This window comes from Klebsiella sp. D-Nf1, assembly GCF_002810515.1.
GTDB classification, from domain to species: Bacteria; Pseudomonadota; Gammaproteobacteria; order Enterobacterales; family Enterobacteriaceae; genus Klebsiella; species Klebsiella variicola.
In genome coordinates, this window is record NZ_PIOK01000006.1 from 265,224 (window position 1) to 282,486 (window position 17,263).

Consider the following 17,263-nt stretch of genomic DNA (forward strand, 5'->3'; position numbering starts at 1 on the left):
GTTAACTTGAGGAATTATACTCGCCCGCAGACAAAACGACGAATCGAGAATTGAGAGAGGCCGCTTTATGTCCCATCAGGATATTATTCAAACACTGATTGAATGGATTGATGAACATATCGATCAACCACTTAACATTGATATAGTCGCCAGAAAGTCAGGATACTCGAAATGGTATCTGCAGCGGATGTTCCGTACCGTAATGCATCAGACGCTGGGTGATTATATTCGTCAGCGCCGCCTGCTGCTGGCGGCGGAAGCGTTGCGAACCACTCAGCGACCTATCTTTGATATCGCGATGGATCTGGGCTACGTCTCGCAGCAAACCTTCTCCCGGGTGTTCCGCCGCGAGTTCGACCGCACTCCCAGCGACTACCGCCATCAGATCTCCGCGTGATGCGGCGGCTGAGGCCTGCTTATAGGCGTGGGAGCATTCGCTAACCACTGCATAAACTCCCGCGCCGGCATGGCTTTCGCAAACAGCCAGCCCTGACAAAATTGCACGCCGCGCTTGTAGAGCCAGCTTACCTGCTCCGGGGTCTCCACCCCTTCCGCGATAGTTTTTAAACGCAGCCCGCGCGCCATCTCGATGATGTGCTCAGCGATCAGATGGCTGGTGTTGTTGGTGGTCAGCGTATCAACGAAGGTTTTATCGATTTTGAGGATATCGACGTTCAGCGCGTGCAGATTATGCAGATTCGAGTAGCCGGTACCGAAATCATCGATCGCAATCTCATAGCCTGCTTCGCGGAACGCCTGGATCACCGGCGTCGTTTTCGCCACGTCGATAAACCCGCGCTCGGTCACTTCGATTTTGATCTGCCCGATGCAGACCGCATAGCTGTGCGCTTTCTCGCTGATCTGGGAAATAAGTCGCGCCGAGTGGAAATCGGACGCAGAGAGATTGATCGCCACATACAGCTGCGGATGGCTGGCAAGAAACTCACCCATTTCATAAAACAGCTCGTCCACCACGTAGTCCGTGATCTGGGCAATCATGCCTTCATTTTCCGCCAGCGGAATAAACTCCGCCGGATTCATCACCGGGCCGTCAAATCCCGGCCAGCGCAGTAGCGCTTCCGCCCCAACGCAGCGGTTATTTTTAATATCAATAATCGGCTGGTAGTGCAGCCGCAGCTGGCGGCAGCTCAGAGCCCGCTGCAGCATATTGCGCGGCGAATGATACTGCCGACGGGTTCGTGTCCACACCAGCACCAGTAAAATACTGCAAATCAGCCCCAGCGGCAGGGTCAGGCTCGCCTGGTCACAGAAGTTGTGGTAGTAGCTGGCCCGTGAGGTGGACATGATGACCGCGATCGGCCGGATAGCAGAGCGGGCTATCGTATACACCCGACCATTCTGATTAAAAAAAGCATCGCCTTCGCGAATTAACGCCTGGAGTTCGGCGGGTTCGACATTATCACTCAGCGAGAAAAAGAGGTGAGTTTTGGTATCGAAAACGCCATAGGCTAAATCGCGGTCGCTGGCAATCACCGAGCTGAACGAGTAGGGGTTGACCACCACTACATAGGGCCCCTTCTGCATATAATTCATGGCAAAGCCCGGGTAAAACGGCGTATCCCGGTAGTAGTAAATCGCCACATCCGGCTTTTTAGTATAATTCGCCGCCGGCATCCGCCAGCCGGTCGCGGGATGGACAGACGTTGAACAGATAAAGCGCTGGCCCTGAGCGTAGATCATATCTTCCACATACAGCAGACCGCGAACAATATGCAGTAAATAACGCTGGTGCTCCGCTGAGCACAGTTCCCCGCGATACTGGCTAGCTTTCGCCCGAGCCTGATCCGCTTCCCGGATAACCATTTCCGTTTTTTGCAGCGCCAGCTGCGAAAATGAGTGTAATTGATCAATAGTTTCGGCTTTGGCCCGCAGCTGGGCAAACCACAATGCCAACACCACCGGCAATAAAATAACGACACCGATCCCGACGAGTCTGAGCGCCTTATGCGGCGCACTGTCACCCATTTACGCTTTCATCCATGCGATATGCCTTAATTAAGGTAGCCCGAACACGTTAGCAATCGCGACTGCGATAGACACCCGGAGTAAGTGGCAGGCCCTTCACAGGCGCCATCATTCCAGCGGGTAGTGTTGAATAATACTTATTTATCAGGTATTCGAAAGATATTCTCGTCAGATTAAGAATAGACGTGCATCTGACTCGGTTTCTCCGTGTAATAAACAAGAACAGGTAATAAAACCCGCAGAATAATAATCATTAGCCGCAGAATGAAAATAATTAATGACCATCGCTCACCCATATCCACATAAATATCAGGCTTATTAAGCGCGGCGAAAGCTCATTTTTTGACTGGTGAATAAAGCGCCAAGTGTGATATAGTTCACACAAGTTGATGAAACAGGAATGACGTTTCATCACTCTCTAGTTTGCCAGTCAAGACCAGAGCGCTATGCCATCGTCAGTCGCGCCAGGTCATCTATGGCTCCCCGACTTTCTTTGAGGATAGGTTAATGGCCATTACTACCAGTGTCGTTTTGTTGCGCTGGCCCCTGGTGAGCGCGGTACTGATGTTTCTCGCCAGCTCGTTGAATATCCAGCTACGGAAAAGCGATTATGCCGGTCTGGCAGTGATCTGCAGCTGCCTCGGCCTTGCCGCCGCCTGCTGGTTCGCCACCGGTTTGCTGGGGATCACCCTGATCGATATCGCAAAAATCTGGGGTAATATCAAAGATGTGATGATTGAGGTCATGAGTCAGACGCCGCCAGAATGGCCAATGATGATGACCTGATGTTAAAAAGCTTCCCACCGGGAAGCTTTTTTGTTTTCTACCGTCCTTATTTCCCCAGTTTCGCCATCATCTCCGGACGCATAAATTTATGGATCACCACCATAAAGAGCAGCGATGGCACCAGCAAAATCAGCGCCGTAATCGACGAGACCTGATAGTTACCCGACATGCTGGCGTTATAGAGCAGTAGCGGCAGCGTGGTGATATCCGGCGCACCGACAAAGAAGGTGCCGGTAAATTCATCCAGCGATTCCAGAAAAACGAAGATGCTGGCGGCAACGATCCCCGGCGCCGCCTGCGGCAGCACAATGTGCCAGAAGGTATACACCGGTCCGGCGCCAAGGTTACGCGACGCCCGCGCCAGCAGCGGGTCGATGGATGAGAAGGCGGCCACACAGATCCACACCGAATACATCAGGCCGTGGACGCTATGCACCAGCACCACCCCCGCGATACTGCCGTTCAATCCCCACTGATAAAACAATCGGGCAACATTCATGTATACCGTCAGGTTGGGAAAGGCCTGCGGGGTGAGAAACAGCAGCATAAACAGCACCCGCAGCGGCATTTTCCGCCGGGAAAGTGCATAGCCGGCAGGTACGGAAATCAGTAAACAGACCCCCACCGACAACAGGGCGATCAACACGCTGGTTAACAGCGAACCGGACACATCGCTGTATGGGTTGAAAACCTGATACCAGTACTTCAGCCCCCACTGACTGGGCAGCGAATGGGGAAAATACCAGCTTTCCGCTACGGTCCAGATCAACAGGTTCAGCAGCGGGCCAAACATCGCCAGCAGCATAAACAGCAGCAGCAGGGTCTGCAGCGCCAGGCTGGCGCGCACTTTACGGCGCCCTTTCATCCACCATGACGGGGATGAGGCGAGGGTCAGCGCTTTCATGATTCCCCTCCTTTTTGCTGCAGGCTGTGGCGCAGGTAAAACCACGACAGCGCGCCGCAGATCGCCAGCGACACCACACCAAGCGCATTCGCCACCGCGTAATCGCCATAGGAATTCACGCGAAACGCCATATCCACCGTCAGCATCGTCGGCGTCCCTACGCCGATCATCAACGGTACCGACAGCACCGACATCATGGTCACCGTCGACAGCACCAGCGCCACGCCGATGGTCGGCAGGACCTGCGGCAGCATGATATCGAACAGGATCCGCGGCCGGGAGGCGCCAAGGTTACGCGCAGCAAGGATCTGTGACGACTCCAGCGCCGCCATCGCTCCGCAGATCAGCAGCGTGGCAAAGGCCAGTTGCTTCCAGACAAAGGTGATCACTATCCCTTTCCATCCCAGCCAGGAGAGCGTCTCCAGCGGTGTGACCAGGTCGGCCGCCACCAGCGCATTGTTCATCAGGCCATTTTTGGCGAGAAAAGTGCGCATCATCTGGGCGACAACGATAAACGGAATAAACAGCGGTAAGCGATACAAAAAACCCAGCAGACGAACAACGGGTCGGCACGGTGACAGCGCAATCACTGCCGACAGGGTAATGGCGATCAGCGCTAACAGCGCCACTGAGACCAGTACGATAATCAGCGAAAAGAGCACATCACTGGCGTAAAGCGCATAGACCTTGCGGAAGTGATCGAGCGTGAACGGCTGTCCCGGCGCGGTAAACGCCGAGACCAGCGAAAACCCCTGCGGATACAAAAACAGGATCGCGATCATCAGCGCCGCCGGAGCAACCAGCAGCAGATATTTTAATGAACTGGACATAATGCACCTGGCGTCAGCACAAGAAAGCGCCCGGGCCGACAACCCGGGCGGGAGAAGGCGTTAGTTGGCCACCTGGCTTTCGTAACCCTCTTTGATGTCGTCAAAATAGGGAGCGATCGGGAAGCTTTTGCCATACTTTGCCAGCGCTTCCGGCGAGATTTCGGCAAACAGCTTTTGCCAGGTCGCCGTATCCAGCTTCGGCTTCACCTGGCCGGCGTCGATGCCCGGATACCAGTTAAACTGCTTAACGATCCCCTGCGCCTGCACTTCCGGGCTGGTGGCCAGCGCGATAAAGTCGCGCGCCAGCTGCGGATTCGCCGCCTTCGCCGGGATGACGTAATACATCGGCTGACCCGGCATACCCGGCGCCAGTAAAGCAAGCTTGATCGAGGGCGGCAGCTTGCCCTGATCTTTCCAGCTATAGAACATATCGACCCACACCGGGCCCATGGCGATTTCCCCCCGGCTCAGCATGTCGAGCGTCCCGGCGTTGCCCGGGGTAAAAGTTACGTTTTTATTGAACGCCTTCAGCTTCTCATAGGCCTGCTGCCAGCCTTTTTCGACGCTTTTATCATAGGGCCCGGCGGAGAGACGCTGGGCGTCGGTCCCGTAGGCGTAGATCCAGCCCACCACAAAGCTGACGCCGGACATGCCGTTCTTGATGCCGTTATAGCCAAAAGCCTGCGGATGTTTCTGCGTCCAGGCCACCAGCTCGTCATACGACGCCGGTGGGGTACTGAGCAGATCGCTGTTCCAGGCGATAGCGGTCTGGCTTAAGAACATCGGCATGACGTATCCGTCGACGTTAACGCCCAGCGCCTGAGTGGCGCTCGGCGAACTCACCATGCCGCCGGTCTGAATATCCTGACGGTATTTTTGCAGTAATCCCTTTTCCACCTGCTCACCGCCCGCCTTCTGGTGCACTACCGCGACGTCGATATCCCACTGCTGCGCGCCGCTCTCCTGCTGGGCCGTTAGCTTCTCGCTAATTTTATTCGACCCGGCGTCGCCGGGGCCGGTACCGATCACCCGCACCTTGACGCCGGGATGAGCGGCTTCAAATTTTGGCCCCAGCCAGGTTTTTACATAATCCACCATATTCTGATCGCCCGCGGTGGCGACATTCAGAATGGTGTCGGCCTGTGCGCCAAGGCTCAGGAAGAGGGTCGTTACGATCGCTGCTTTCGTCTTAGTCAACATGGATTGTCCCCAGAATGAACACGCTGATATCACTGTGATAGTGGTAAAGGAAAAATATGCAGGGCCGGCGTTGGCACATGGAGCCGAACGCGGCTTCTCGTCGGCCAGCATTGCGCGGCATCGGCCAGTAGCAGGCGGTCATGACAGCGCACGCTGTGGCGATACAGATTGCCCAGAAACGCGCTTTGCTCCACCACGCCCTCCAGAGCAAGTCCCTCCTGCGGCGCAGGCTGCGTTAATTCAGCGAGCGCGGCATCAGCGCTGCGAAAATAAATAACTTTTTCCCCCTGCTGAGCGGCGGATAAACCGGATATTGCGGCAGCGGATAATTCACCGGAGGTTATTTTATTATCGGCGCCCATAAAATCAGCGACGAAGGGCGTCGCAGGATGTTGATATATTTGTTCCGGGGTGCCAGTTTGTTCAATACGCCCCTGATTTAATACCGCAATGCGGTCCGCCATCACTAAGGCTTCCTGCTGATCGTGGGTGACAATTAATGATGTGAAACCCAGTCTCTTTTGCAGAGATTTAATTTCATGGCGCACATTCAGGCGCACTTTGGCATCCAGATTAGATAACGGCTCATCCAGCACCAGCACCTGGGGCTCTATGGCCAGGGCTCTTGCCAGCGCCACCCGCTGCCGCTGACCGCCCGACAGTTCGGTCACTTTCACCTCGCCAAGTCCCTCAAGATTCACTATTCGCAGCAGCTCCGCCACCCGCCGCGCGATATCCGCCCCGCGCCATTTGCGCAGCTTCAGGCCATAGCCGATATTGCGCGCTACCGTCAGGTGCGGCCACAGGGCGTAGCTTTGAAACACCATGGTGATATTGCGCTGCTCCGGCGCAAGATGGGTGATCGTTCGACTGGCAATAGCCATCTCGCCGCTTTGCACCGGAATAAAGCCGCAGAGCGCGTTCAGCAGCGTGGTTTTTCCGCATCCCGACGGACCCAGCAGGGCAATCATTTCCCCTTGCTCGACCGCCAGATCGATATTATGTAAAACCACGTTATCGCCATAACTAATTTTAAGGCCGGTGATCTGTAAATAACTCATATTCGCTACCTGAAAGCGCTGCTGCGGCATTTTTTTAGCAAGGTGAACACGTGTTCATTTGGCTGTAAAAAAAATGCAACGTTAACTCGACATGATGTGAGCCTACTTTGTCGGGTATTTATGACAATTTAATTAAGCGGCAAAAAATTTTGGCGAGGGTCAATGAAAATAGATGTGCTTGGCTGCGGGAGCGCCTTTTCCTGCACGCAAAATACCTCCGCGCTGCGGGTGATCGACGCGGACAACAAACAGTGGTTAATCGACTGCGGCCCCACCGTTCCCCGCGCACTCTGGCAGCGCGGCGGTGGGGTCAATGATATTGACGCAATCTACTTCACCCACGTCCATCCGGATCACTGTACCGGTCTGACGGCGCTGCTGAATTACTGGAAAAGTGGCTCCCGTCAGAAGCCGCTGATTATCTACTGCCAGCCAGCGCAGCAGCCGGTGCTCATGCAGCTGGCCGCGCTGGCGAACTGGCCTCAGGCGGACCCTGGTTTCACCATCGACTGGCAGGAATGCCGCGAAGCCTGGACGTGGCAGGACTGGCAGATCCGCACCGCCGCCACCCAGCATGAGCTGAGTAATCGCGCCATCCGCATCACCATTGCCGGGCAGACGCTGTTTTACAGCGGCGATGGCCGGCCAACCGCCGACTCGATAGCCCTGATGGCCGGCGCCGGGCTGGCGTTTCAGGAATGTGCCTCAGTGGCGGCCCTTGACGACGATGCTTCTCATGGCGATTTCCCCTCCTGCCTGATGCTGTTCAGAACGCTGCAGCTCCCGGCGCTGGGGCTCTATCACTGCGAGGACGCCGCCCTGTCGGCGCTGAAGCAAGCCTGTCAGCCGTGGCAGGGATTATTCGTGTCGCAGGATGGGGACCACTTTACGCTGCCGCGTCCCGCATTCGCCGATGAGGCGCATGCCCTATGAGCCCACGTAAACCCAGCGTCACCGCCCAGGACGTTGCCAGACTGGCCGGCGTCTCCCGGGCGGTGGTGTCACGCGCGCTGAGCAGCAACGGTAGCATCTCTCCCGACGCCCGGGCGCGGGTACTGCGCGCCGCCGAAGAGCTGGGGTACCAGGTTAACTTCCTTGCCCAGGGGCTCAATCGCCAGCGCAGCCACTTAATCGGCGTGGTCGTCTCGCGCATCAGCGATCCTTTTCGCAGCGCTCTGCTTGATGCGCTGCTCAACGAGATCCAGCGCCAGGGCTTTCAGGCGCTGGTGAGCGAGATCCACAGCGAGCAGGACCTGGCGCACACCCTGCGCCGTTTCACGCAGTTTCGCGTCTCCGGCGTTATCGTCACCTCCGGCCAGCCGCCGGAGGCGTTGGTGAACGAGTGCGTCCAGCAGCATATCCCGGTAGTGGGCATAAACCGCCAGCCGACGATCCCCGGGGTGGATTACGTCTGCTCTGATAACGTCGCGGGAGCCGAACTGGCGGCCGACCAGCTGCTGCGCAGCGGCTGCCGGCGGTTTGGCTGGCTCAACCACTCTCCTTCCACCTGGGCCGGGCGCATGCGTGGGGAAGCATTCAGCCGGGCACTGCAGGCGCGCGGAGCGGACGTCGAACGCGATCTGGCGATCCTCACCTGCCCGGAAGAGGGCTATACGGGCGGGTTTCAGGCCGCAGCGCTCGCCGACGAGGCGCTGGAGGGGATCTTCTGCGCCAACGCCCAGCTTGCCTGCGGCTTTCTCGATGGAATGCGCCAGCGCGGCAAACAGGCGCCTGAGGATTACCAGCTAATTGGTTTTGATAACACGCCGCCGACCGCGCAATATAGCTACCAGCTCACCACGCTACATCAGGATGTGGCGGCGATCTCCCGCCAGGCGCTCGCCCGGCTGCAGGAGCGCACCGTCGACCCTTTACAACCTTCACGCACCACCTGGGTGGAGGTGACGTTAATTCACCGGCGCACGTCGCCCTTTGTTATCTGAGAGCAGGACCATGACGGAAGCACAACGAGAGTCATTATGCGCCTTGATTCGCCAGGCAGGCGCCCACGCCCAGGCGCTGCGCGATGCGGGATTGCAGGTCGATAAAAAATCGCGCCAGGACTTTGTGTCGCAAGCGGATCTCGCGGTAGAACAGGAGATTAAAGGGTGGCTGAAGGCGCACTTTCCGCAGGAGGGTTTCCTCGGTGAAGAGAGCGGTTTCGAAGGCGATGAGCACACCGTCTGGGTGCTTGACCCCGTGGATGGCACCACCAACTTTATCCTTGGCATGGATTACTGGTGTATCTCACTGGCGAGAGTGTGCCAGGGCGAACTCTCGCTCGGCATCATCTACGCCCCCGATCGCAATGAGTTTTTCTTCGCCGGCCGCGGCGAAGGGGCATTTCTCAACGGTCGTCGCCTGACGCTGCGCGAGCCGGATCCCGACGCGGTGGTGATCGGCATGGGGCGCTCAAGCCGCGCCCCGGCCAGCGACTATGCCCGGGCCATCGACACGCTGCTCGACGCCGGCCTGGAGTATCGCCGTTTTGGCGCGGGCGCCCTGATGCTGGCGCATGTCGCTGCCGGTCAGATCCATGGCTATTTTGAAGCGCATATGAACAGCTGGGACGCGCTGGCGGGGATGCTGTTGATTGAGGAGGCGGGGGGAACGTGCAATGCATTTCTCGCCAATGAAGGGCTGCGGCAAGGCAACCTCGTCCTCGCCGGCTGCGCAAGCGTCCAGCCACGAATGGCCGCCCTGCTGGTCAAATAACATCGCGCCGCCGGTAGCCGACCGGCGGCGTTCTCGGGCTAACGCCAGGGTTCACCGCGGGGAATATTATTCGGGCAGCGCTTAATCGCGCAAAAGGACTGGAAAAAACAGGAGTCAGACCGCTTGCCGCCAGCCTGATACGGGCATGATGGCCGTTCGCGTAATTTCTCCCACTGCGCCTCGTCATACACCGCAATATTGTAGATTTTTAATGAATGATACTGGTCATTAATTAAAACTCTCGAGGAATAGAGCTTCATCGACTCGCCGGGCAGCAGTATCACATCGGCCTCGTACCACATAATAAACTTTAAGAAACGCAGGCTGGATATTGCCGAAAAGGCGATGCCGGATTGCGGGCAGATGAGAGTATTAAGAATAGTCCATTTCATATTCCTTCCTTATAACAGATGTTACAAATTATTAGCTTATATAGTGATAGCATCCATTATTATAAACTGCAAGCACACCTGACAATTATGTGACTTAAGACAATCCCTAACAACATAACCCATTATCGGTAACCTTAATTCTTCATTAAGAGATTAATGATTAGCCTCTATAAAAAAAGAAATAAATTAACCACAGAAAAGAAAATATAATAAAAAATAAGATAATATAAACATAATTGACAAAACGTCTTAGTCCTTGTGGATGAGCTCTCAGTCATGGGTATCAGGCAATGTCGCGCGCAGCGTCGCCAGCGCCTCGACTGGCATGGTCAGCAGGGTAATTAATGCCCGGGCAGCGGCTGACTGGCTTTTATGCGGCGGGTAAAGCACCGAGAAAGGCCGTGAACGTCCGGCGAACGCCGGAAGAACAGGAACCAGCTCCCCGCGCGCGATCGCCTCCTGCACAATAAACGCATAGCTCTGACAGATCCCCGCCCCCTGCAGGGCCAGCGAGACCACCCCGAGCACATCATCGGAAACATGCAGAGATGACGTTGGCAGCCAGCTGATATCCTGGCCATCCTCACGAAATACCCATTCGGCGACTTTTCCCGTTGCCGGCATAATAAATGTCAGGCATGAATGGTGGCGCAAATCGGCTATTTTACTCAGCGGTCTCGCTGTCGAGCGTAAATAGGCCGGCGAGGCCACCAGACATAGCGCCGCATCTTCCAGCTTTTTTGCCACCAGGCCGCTGTCGGGTAAATGTCCCTGGCGCACCACCAGATCGAAGCCCTCAGCGATAATATCGACATTACGGTTGGTAATATTCAGCTCAATCTGTACGTCGGGGTGCAGCTGACGGTACAACGCCAGCCGGGCGGGCAAACGATAGTGTCCCCAGGTGGTGGGAGCGCTCAATTTAACGTGCCCGGATAACGCCCCTTTTTGCCCCTGCGTCTCCCGTTCGGCATTATCCAGCACCTCAAACGCCTGGCGGACCTGACTCAGATAGGCGCTTCCGGCCTCGGTCAGGCTGATCCGCCGGGTGGAGCGACGCAGCAGCTGGCACCCCAGGCGCGCTTCAAGACGGGTGACAGCCCGGCTCAACACCGACGGCGTCGACGACAGCGCCACCGCGCCGGCGGTAAACGACCCGCGCTCGGCCACCGCCAGAAAGACTTCCACATCCGCAAGATAATCAAACCGCCGGGCCATTTGGTTCTCCAGAGAACAAATGATTGTCATTCCAGGCATCTTATCTTCCCGAAGGGATTTAATAAAATCGTTTACCGAGGCTTAACCGGGCTATCTGCCCCTCTTTTTTTACTGCTTTCTGGAGACCATGATGCATCGTTTTTCACTCTTCGTTCTCGGCCTGCTGTCCCTGGGGCAGACCGCACTGGCGGCCGGGCCTGACGCCCCTGCCCATCTGGCGCTATGGCGCAGCTATACCGGGGTCACCTGGCAGCAGCGCGTCGATGCGCATTCCGTCAATGCGCCCATCGCAGGATTGCACTTTGACGCCGCCGGTCGGGCGTTTGTCAGCACCCCACGTCTGATTTCGACCCAGGCGCCCGCCACGCTCAGTCTGCTCGATACCAAGTCCCTGAGCGGCCCGGCACGACTCACTGCCTTTCCGTCCACCGCGGCCAACAGCATCAGCGCCGATCCCCGCACGCACCTGCGCAATGTGCTGGGCTTTTACGTCGATAACCGCAACGGCTGGCTATGGGCGTTAGATCAGGGCTTTGTCGCAGGCGAAAAGACGGCGCCGCCGGGGGCGCAAAAAATCATGATCTATGCGCTCAGCGACGGTCATCTGGTGCAGCGCATTCCACTCGACAGCGTCGCCGACCGGGAAGGAAGCTTCCTCAACGATATTGTGGTCGATGAGGCGCGCCGGGTGGCATATATCGCCGACAGCGGCCTGCGCAGCGCGCCGGACAATCAGGCCGGACTGATCGTCGTGGATGCTAACCGCGGGACGGTCCGCCGGGTACTGAACCAGCACCCGGCGCTGATGCCGGTTGCCGGCCTGCAGGTGGTTTCACATGGGGAAACGGTCTGGCCGGGCAACCCGATTATGCTTGGTATCAACGGTATTGCGCTGTCACCGGACCAGGAAACCCTCTACTGGACGGTCACCACCGGTACCACGGCGCGGACCATCGCCACCGCCGCGCTGCGCGATCCCGCGATGAACGAACGCCAGCTCGCCGCGGCCATCCGTACCGCGGGTGAGGTCGGCGGGAATAGCGATGGGATCGTGGTCGATAAGCATGGCGCACTCTATATCACCGATGTGACCCATAACGGTATTGTCCGTTATCGCCCGCAGAGCGGGCGGTTCACCCTGCTGGCCGCTGACGATCGCGTGTACTGGCCCGATACGCCGACTATCGGCCCGGATGGCGCGGTAATGTTCACCGCCAGCCATTTGAACCAACACTTCGCTCAGGCGGTAAAGCCGGGAGAAGAGAAATATACCATCTGGAAAGTGGTGCAACCCTGATCCACACGGCAGGCAGGCCCGTTGGACCTGCCTGCGTTTTTACCAGGTTTTGCCAATATTAAACTGAAACTGTTCTGCTTTATCGCCATCATACTTTTTAAATGGCTCTGCCCAGGAGAAGACCAGTGGACCGAGGGGAGACATCCACTGCACGGCAATCCCCGCGGAGAGACGAATATGACCCGGATCGCCGTAATCAGGGATCCCTGCCGCCAGCGTCTGCGCGGTGTTCTGCCAGGATGTGCTCCAGACCGTCCCGGCATCAACAAACAGCGAGGTTCGCAAGCTATCGGCGTACTTATCATTCACAAAGGGGGTTGGAATGATAAATTCGCTGTTCAGCACCGCCATGGCATTCCCGCCGACCGCATCAGATGAGGCGTCCAGCGGGCAGGCGCTATAGCTGCTTTCGCTACCATTGCAGCGGTAATAGGCCGCTTTAGGCCCAATGGTGTTAGAAGAGAAGCCGCGCACTGACGACGAGCCGCCGGCGTAAAAGTTATCGTAGAACGGTACACTTTTGCCGTCTAACCCACCGGCATAGCCTGCACGCAAACGTTCCATCCAGACCCAGCGCTTATTCTCGCTCAGCGGCAGATACTGGGCGGTGTCAAATGAGAGCTTGTAGTAGCTATTATCCGAACCGGGGAGGGTCACTTTACCGCTAAGACTGCTCTTGTTTCCCGCACGCGGGAAGAAGCCGCGATCGAGATCGTTATATCCCCATCCAAGACTCACAAAATAGTCGTTGGCGCTATATTTCGCGCCGCTGTCGCCATCTTTCGTCACCACGCTGGGCTCGATTCCCCGGGAGCTGAGGTAGCGCCAGGTCGTCAGCTCCGGATCCATATTGGTCAGGCGATTATGAACATAATCCAGTCCCAGGTTCAGGGAGTTATTTTCGCTAATGGGAAACCCCAGCGTACTGCCTAAGCCATAGCTCTGCTGGTTATAGCTCCCGGCATCCGCATCGGAAGCATCATAGCTGTTATAAAAAATCTTTCCGCCCAGGCTGATGCCATCGACGGTAAACCACGGGTTCGTCGCCCCCAGTTCAAGATAAGACTGGTAGCTGTTGCGCGTCCCGTTGAAGCTAACGCTATTACCCGTTCCCAGCCAGTTATCCTGAGTCACGCCAAGCTGATAGCTCACGCCGCTGTCCGTACCAAATCCCAGGCCCACGTTAAATGAGCCGGTGTTGCGCTCCTTCACCTTGTAGACCACATCGACCTGATCTGCCGTCCCACTGACCGGAACGATCTGCTGTTCAACGTTCTCAAAAAAACCCGTTCGGTCAAGACGTACTTTCCCTTGTTCGACTTTTTCGTTGTTGAGCCACGCCCCTTCCATTTGGCGCATTTCACGACGCAGCACCGCGTCCCGGGAGGTGTCGTTACCGGAAAAGCGGATCTGGCGTACCGAGTAGCGGCGGCCCGCGTTGACCTGAATATGCAGCGCCACGCGGTGATGCGCATCATCGATTTCCGGCGTGGTCGTCACCTGCGGCCAGGCATAACCATACTTACCGAAACGCTTTTTGATCTCATTTTCAACTGTGGTGACTTGCGCCCCGCTGTACCATGCCCCCGCCAGCGGCTGGGCAAGGGCCTCGATCTCTGGGCCATGCTGCGCCAGGTCGCCTGTCACCTGAGTTCGGTCGACCCGATAACGTTCGCCTTCATTGAGGGCGATAGTGATATACAGGGATTTTTTATCTGGCGTCATACTGACCTGCGTGGACTCGATAGCAAAGCGCGCATAGCCGCGATCGAGATAAAAACTGCGCAGCGTTTCCAGATCGGCTTCCAGCTTCTGCTTCTGGTATTTTTTATCGGCTACCACGTTCCACCACGGCACATTATCGCGTAGCTGAAGCTGGTCCAGGAGCGTCTCTTCCCGAAACGCCTGATTACCGATAATGTTTATTTGTGCGATTTTCGCCGAGATGCCTTCCTGAAAGACGAACGTTAAGTCAACGCGATTACGCGGTAACGGGGTCACCACCGCGTGAACCTGCGCACTGTATTTCCCCGCACTGTAATAGAAATCCTGTAACCCTTTTTCTATTTCGCTAAGCGAATTTCTGTCCAGTGCGCTACCTGCAGAAATACCGGACGCGGTGAGATTTTCCTTTAGCGCATCATCCTTCACTGACTTATTCCCGGAAAAACTGACGCTGGCAATAGTGGGCCGTTCCTTAACCTGCACCACCAGCGTTTTCCCATCGCGCAGGATCTGCACATTCTCGAAATTGCCGCTCGCATACAGCGCGCGCACAGCCTCGCTGACATCTTCTGGCGTCACCGCATCTCCCGCGTGCAATGGCATACTTAATAGCGCCGCCCCGACGGTCACGCGCTGTAGCCCTTCAAAACGGATATCATCAACTTGATATGATGTTGCGGCATATAACGTTAAAGGGGCGATCAATAATCCGCTGATGATATGAGTCTTTTTTAACATGAATGTGTCGTCTACGAGATAATGAGCAATAGCAGTGTTCTGCTGGCGTTGAGCTTATTTGTTCAGGATGCATCTCTAAAATATGCGACAGAAAATAACCTGAGCGAGGCGCAGAATTACATGCAATTATGGCGACAAAATGGAGAAAAAAAGGATGTTAAATCATCTTTAAAAATATATTTAATGATGGAACTTTTCCTGAACGCCGTGGTTCTAATGGCCAACACCAGAGCTATATTTAGATTTACCTGAACGTTTTTATTAAAAAAGCCCCCTTTCTTGTTAATGGAAAGGGAGAAAATTCTCGTTAGGAATGATGCTCTCTGGGATCACCAGGAACAGGGAGGAAAATATCCTGAAACCCAGCAGATATAATGAAGAGAAATTGAATAAATTATGCAGCTGATATCACAACATTCTACCCCGTATACACCGCCAGATGCCGTTAACGAACATCTCCATATTTTCCTCAAAATAGCAGAATACAGTAGGGTCGCCTTATCAAGGCATCAAGGAAAGTCTATCGTTATCTACAATAGCCAAGCAGTGGCGCCTCGCCAGGGAAGGTGAGGCATAGGCTTCGCCATCCTGCCGCCTCCCATCATTAGCAACAGGGAACTGCGTATGACACGCTTACTCAAGACGATCTTACCCGTCATCCTCTGCGCCCTCTTTGGGTTATCGTTCGCTTCACCCACGCAGGCTGCCGCCAGTCTGCCGATGGTTCTCCCCGCGCTAACATGCGATGCGCTGAGCGCGACCGACTTCAGCGCCGCCGTTGGCGCAAAGGTCACTATCAACCACACTGAAATGCAGAACTCCGCGCAGGGAAGCTGGTGCAAGGTGAGCGCCACTATCGCCCCCCTGATTGGCGTGCAGATTGCCCTGCCGACCCAACGCTGGAGTCAACGTTTCTTGCAGGTCGGCTGCGGCGGACTGTGCGGGAGTATTAACCTGAGTCTGTCGAATGCCAGCGGCTGCCTGCCGGCAATGAACGGCGAGTTCGTGGTGGCAGCAACCGATATGGGGCACCATGGCAGTATGATGGATGCTTCATGGGCCGAGGATCCGCAAAAGCGCATCGATTTTGCCTGGCGCGCCAACCACCTGACCGCCGTGCTGACCAAAGCGGTGATTCAGACGCTTTACCGCCAGCAACCAAAGTACGCGTACTTTATGGGCTGCTCGGACGGCGGTCGCGAAGCATTGATGGAAGCACAGCGCTTTCCGCAAGATTTTGACGGTATCAGCGCTGGCGCGCCTGCGGCCTTTTTCCAGTTTCAGAATTCCTTCTTCCACGGCTGGAATGTGGCCGCCAATCAGCGTCCGGACGGTACCGCTATCCTGCTGAAAGATCGCCTTCCTCTGATTCACCAGGCCGTGCTGGCTCACTGCCCGACGCTTTCCGGCGTGCAGGATGGTATCCTGCAAAATCCGTATGCCTGTCAGTTCTCTGAGTCATGGCTCCCCCGCTGTCCCTCCAACGCTCAGGACCGTTCCGCCTGCCTGACGCAGGAAGAGATCGAGGTGGTGAAAAAGCTCTACCGCGGCGCTTACGACAGTCATGGCGCCCAGTTTGTCGCTGGCGGTCTGCCGCTGGGCTCCGAGCTACGCTGGCCAGTGCCCGAGACCCCGACCGGCCACTCGATGTCGGAAATGATGGTACTGCCGGCTCTGCAATCCGTACTCCTGCCGGGAGGAAAACAGAAGATCCAATCGATGCGGGATTTCCCACTGAACCAGCAGAATTTTGACGCCGTCGCTCAACTGGCACCGCTCTATAACGCGGCAAATACCAATCTTCATGCCTATCAACAGCGCGGCGGCAAGCTTATCCTGTGGCACGGTCTGGCCGATGACTCCGTCAGCCCAGCCTTTTCTATCGCCTATTACCGCGGCGTAGAAGCAGAGATGGGCCATGCCGCAACGGATACCTTCCTGCGGCTGTTTCTGCTGCCAGGGGTGGCTCATTGCGGTAATGGCGAAGGTTACGATCAAATTGATCTCCTGACTCCACTGATGCGCTGGACCGAGGAAGGCATCGCACCGCAAGAGATCATGGCCGGAAAACGGGCGCCAGCCGCCACCAGCCTGCCGCCGATGACAGAAAAACCAGATGCCCAAACGCAGTTTCATGGCGTGCAGAAAGTCAGTCAGCCTTACGCTGACGCCGCCCCAGCCGTTATCGCGACTCGCCCGGCGTATCCCTTTCCGGCCATTGCCCGTTATAACGGACACGGCGACGTGAATGACGGTGAAAATTATCATGCAGAACAATCAACCGCGTTTGGTCATCTGCAGCTGGCAAAACCCGCCAGCGACTATATTGGCCCTGATAATCAAAAAAATTATCAGGTTCGCCACGGCGAACTCACTGTTCAATAAACCCCAAGGCTCCTCGCTGAGGAGCC

General features: G+C 56.2%; 16 protein-coding genes. 8 read left to right on the plus strand and 8 right to left on the minus strand.

What is annotated here, in order from left to right; translation table 11 throughout:
• The first annotated feature begins 67 nt into the window (after nt 1–67).
• Nucleotides 68–397, plus strand: a complete 330-nt coding sequence (soxS, locus tag CWM54_RS22115; protein ID WP_004151738.1) for a superoxide response transcriptional regulator SoxS — start codon at nt 68–70, stop codon at nt 395–397.
• Here the strand turns inward: soxS and CWM54_RS22120 are convergent.
• Nucleotides 382–1,986, minus strand: a complete 1,605-nt coding sequence (locus CWM54_RS22120) for an EAL domain-containing protein (protein WP_100698499.1) — start codon at nt 1,984–1,986, stop codon at nt 382–384. The two genes, soxS and CWM54_RS22120, sit on opposite strands and share 16 nt — an antisense overlap.
• Nucleotides 1,987–2,493: 507 nt before the next feature.
• Here CWM54_RS22120 and CWM54_RS22125 point away from each other — a divergent pair.
• Nucleotides 2,494–2,772: a YjcB family protein gene (locus CWM54_RS22125; RefSeq protein ID WP_100681908.1), complete on the plus strand. Its 279-nt coding sequence runs from the start codon at nt 2,494–2,496 to the stop codon at nt 2,770–2,772.
• A 46-nt stretch (nt 2,773–2,818) separates the two neighbouring features.
• On the opposite strand, the gene CWM54_RS22130 is transcribed toward CWM54_RS22125, so the two are convergent.
• Genes CWM54_RS22130 through CWM54_RS22145 form a run of 4 tightly spaced genes read right to left on the minus strand, consistent with a single transcriptional unit; the run spans nt 2,819 to nt 6,767 of the window.
• Complete coding sequence (locus tag CWM54_RS22130; RefSeq protein WP_100681907.1) at nt 2,819–3,676, minus strand: ABC transporter permease; 858 nt, start codon at nt 3,674–3,676, stop codon at nt 2,819–2,821.
• Nucleotides 3,673–4,506 (minus strand): ABC transporter permease, encoded by an 834-nt coding sequence (locus CWM54_RS22135; RefSeq protein WP_100698501.1) that lies wholly within the window; start codon nt 4,504–4,506, stop codon nt 3,673–3,675. Before CWM54_RS22135 ends, CWM54_RS22130 begins: the two co-directional genes overlap by 4 nt.
• A gap of 60 nt (nt 4,507–4,566) precedes the next feature.
• Complete coding sequence (locus CWM54_RS22140) at nt 4,567–5,706, minus strand: extracellular solute-binding protein (protein WP_008807278.1); 1,140 nt, start codon at nt 5,704–5,706, stop codon at nt 4,567–4,569.
• A 29-nt stretch (nt 5,707–5,735) separates the two neighbouring features.
• Nucleotides 5,736–6,767 carry an ABC transporter ATP-binding protein gene (locus tag CWM54_RS22145; protein ID WP_100698535.1) on the minus strand — a complete coding sequence of 344 codons (1,032 nt, stop codon included), beginning with the start codon at nt 6,765–6,767 and terminating at the stop codon, nt 5,736–5,738.
• A 162-nt stretch (nt 6,768–6,929) separates the two neighbouring features.
• Here CWM54_RS22145 and CWM54_RS22150 point away from each other — a divergent pair, with 162 nt between their 5' ends.
• From CWM54_RS22150 to CWM54_RS22160, 3 genes are read left to right on the plus strand one after another with little or no spacing between them, the layout of a single operon-like run.
• Nucleotides 6,930–7,700 (plus strand): MBL fold metallo-hydrolase, encoded by a 771-nt coding sequence (locus tag CWM54_RS22150; RefSeq protein WP_012543176.1) that lies wholly within the window; start codon nt 6,930–6,932, stop codon nt 7,698–7,700.
• On the plus strand, nt 7,697–8,710 hold the full coding sequence (locus CWM54_RS22155; RefSeq protein ID WP_100681905.1) for a LacI family DNA-binding transcriptional regulator: 1,014 nt from the start codon (nt 7,697–7,699) through the stop codon (nt 8,708–8,710). The genes CWM54_RS22150 and CWM54_RS22155 overlap by 4 nt, the downstream gene beginning before the upstream one ends.
• A 10-nt stretch (nt 8,711–8,720) precedes the next feature.
• Complete coding sequence (locus CWM54_RS22160) at nt 8,721–9,482, plus strand: inositol monophosphatase family protein (RefSeq protein WP_012969157.1); 762 nt, start codon at nt 8,721–8,723, stop codon at nt 9,480–9,482.
• A gap of 38 nt (nt 9,483–9,520) precedes the next feature.
• Here the strand turns inward: CWM54_RS22160 and iraM are convergent, their stop codons facing one another.
• The gene (gene iraM / locus CWM54_RS22165) at nt 9,521–9,874 is read right to left on the minus strand and encodes an anti-adapter protein IraM (RefSeq protein WP_061156114.1); all 354 of its coding nucleotides are present in this window, start codon (nt 9,872–9,874) and stop codon (nt 9,521–9,523) included.
• 270 nt (nt 9,875–10,144) lie between these two features.
• Nucleotides 10,145–11,092, minus strand: a complete 948-nt coding sequence (locus CWM54_RS22170) for a LysR family transcriptional regulator (protein ID WP_100698503.1) — start codon at nt 11,090–11,092, stop codon at nt 10,145–10,147.
• A 130-nt stretch (nt 11,093–11,222) separates the two neighbouring features.
• Between CWM54_RS22170 and CWM54_RS22175 the strand changes: the two genes are divergently transcribed.
• Nucleotides 11,223–12,389, plus strand: coding sequence for an SMP-30/gluconolactonase/LRE family protein (locus CWM54_RS22175; protein WP_100698505.1), 1,167 nt, complete (start codon nt 11,223–11,225; stop codon nt 12,387–12,389).
• Between the two features lie 39 nt (nt 12,390–12,428).
• On the opposite strand, the gene bamA is transcribed toward CWM54_RS22175, so the two are convergent.
• Entirely contained in the window at nt 12,429–14,852 is a 2,424-nt protein-coding gene (gene bamA / locus CWM54_RS22180) for an outer membrane protein assembly factor BamA (protein ID WP_012969159.1), read from the minus strand.
• A gap of 21 nt (nt 14,853–14,873) precedes the next feature.
• Here bamA and CWM54_RS22185 point away from each other — a divergent pair, with 21 nt between their 5' ends.
• Together CWM54_RS22185 and CWM54_RS22190 are read left to right on the plus strand one after the other, a co-directional pair.
• The gene (locus CWM54_RS22185) at nt 14,874–15,104 is read left to right on the plus strand and encodes a potassium:proton antiporter (RefSeq protein ID WP_100631202.1); all 231 of its coding nucleotides are present in this window, start codon (nt 14,874–14,876) and stop codon (nt 15,102–15,104) included.
• 372 nt (nt 15,105–15,476) lie between these two features.
• Complete coding sequence (locus CWM54_RS22190) at nt 15,477–17,237, plus strand: tannase/feruloyl esterase family alpha/beta hydrolase (RefSeq protein ID WP_100698507.1); 1,761 nt, start codon at nt 15,477–15,479, stop codon at nt 17,235–17,237.
• Nucleotides 17,238–17,263: the final 26 nt, after the last annotated feature.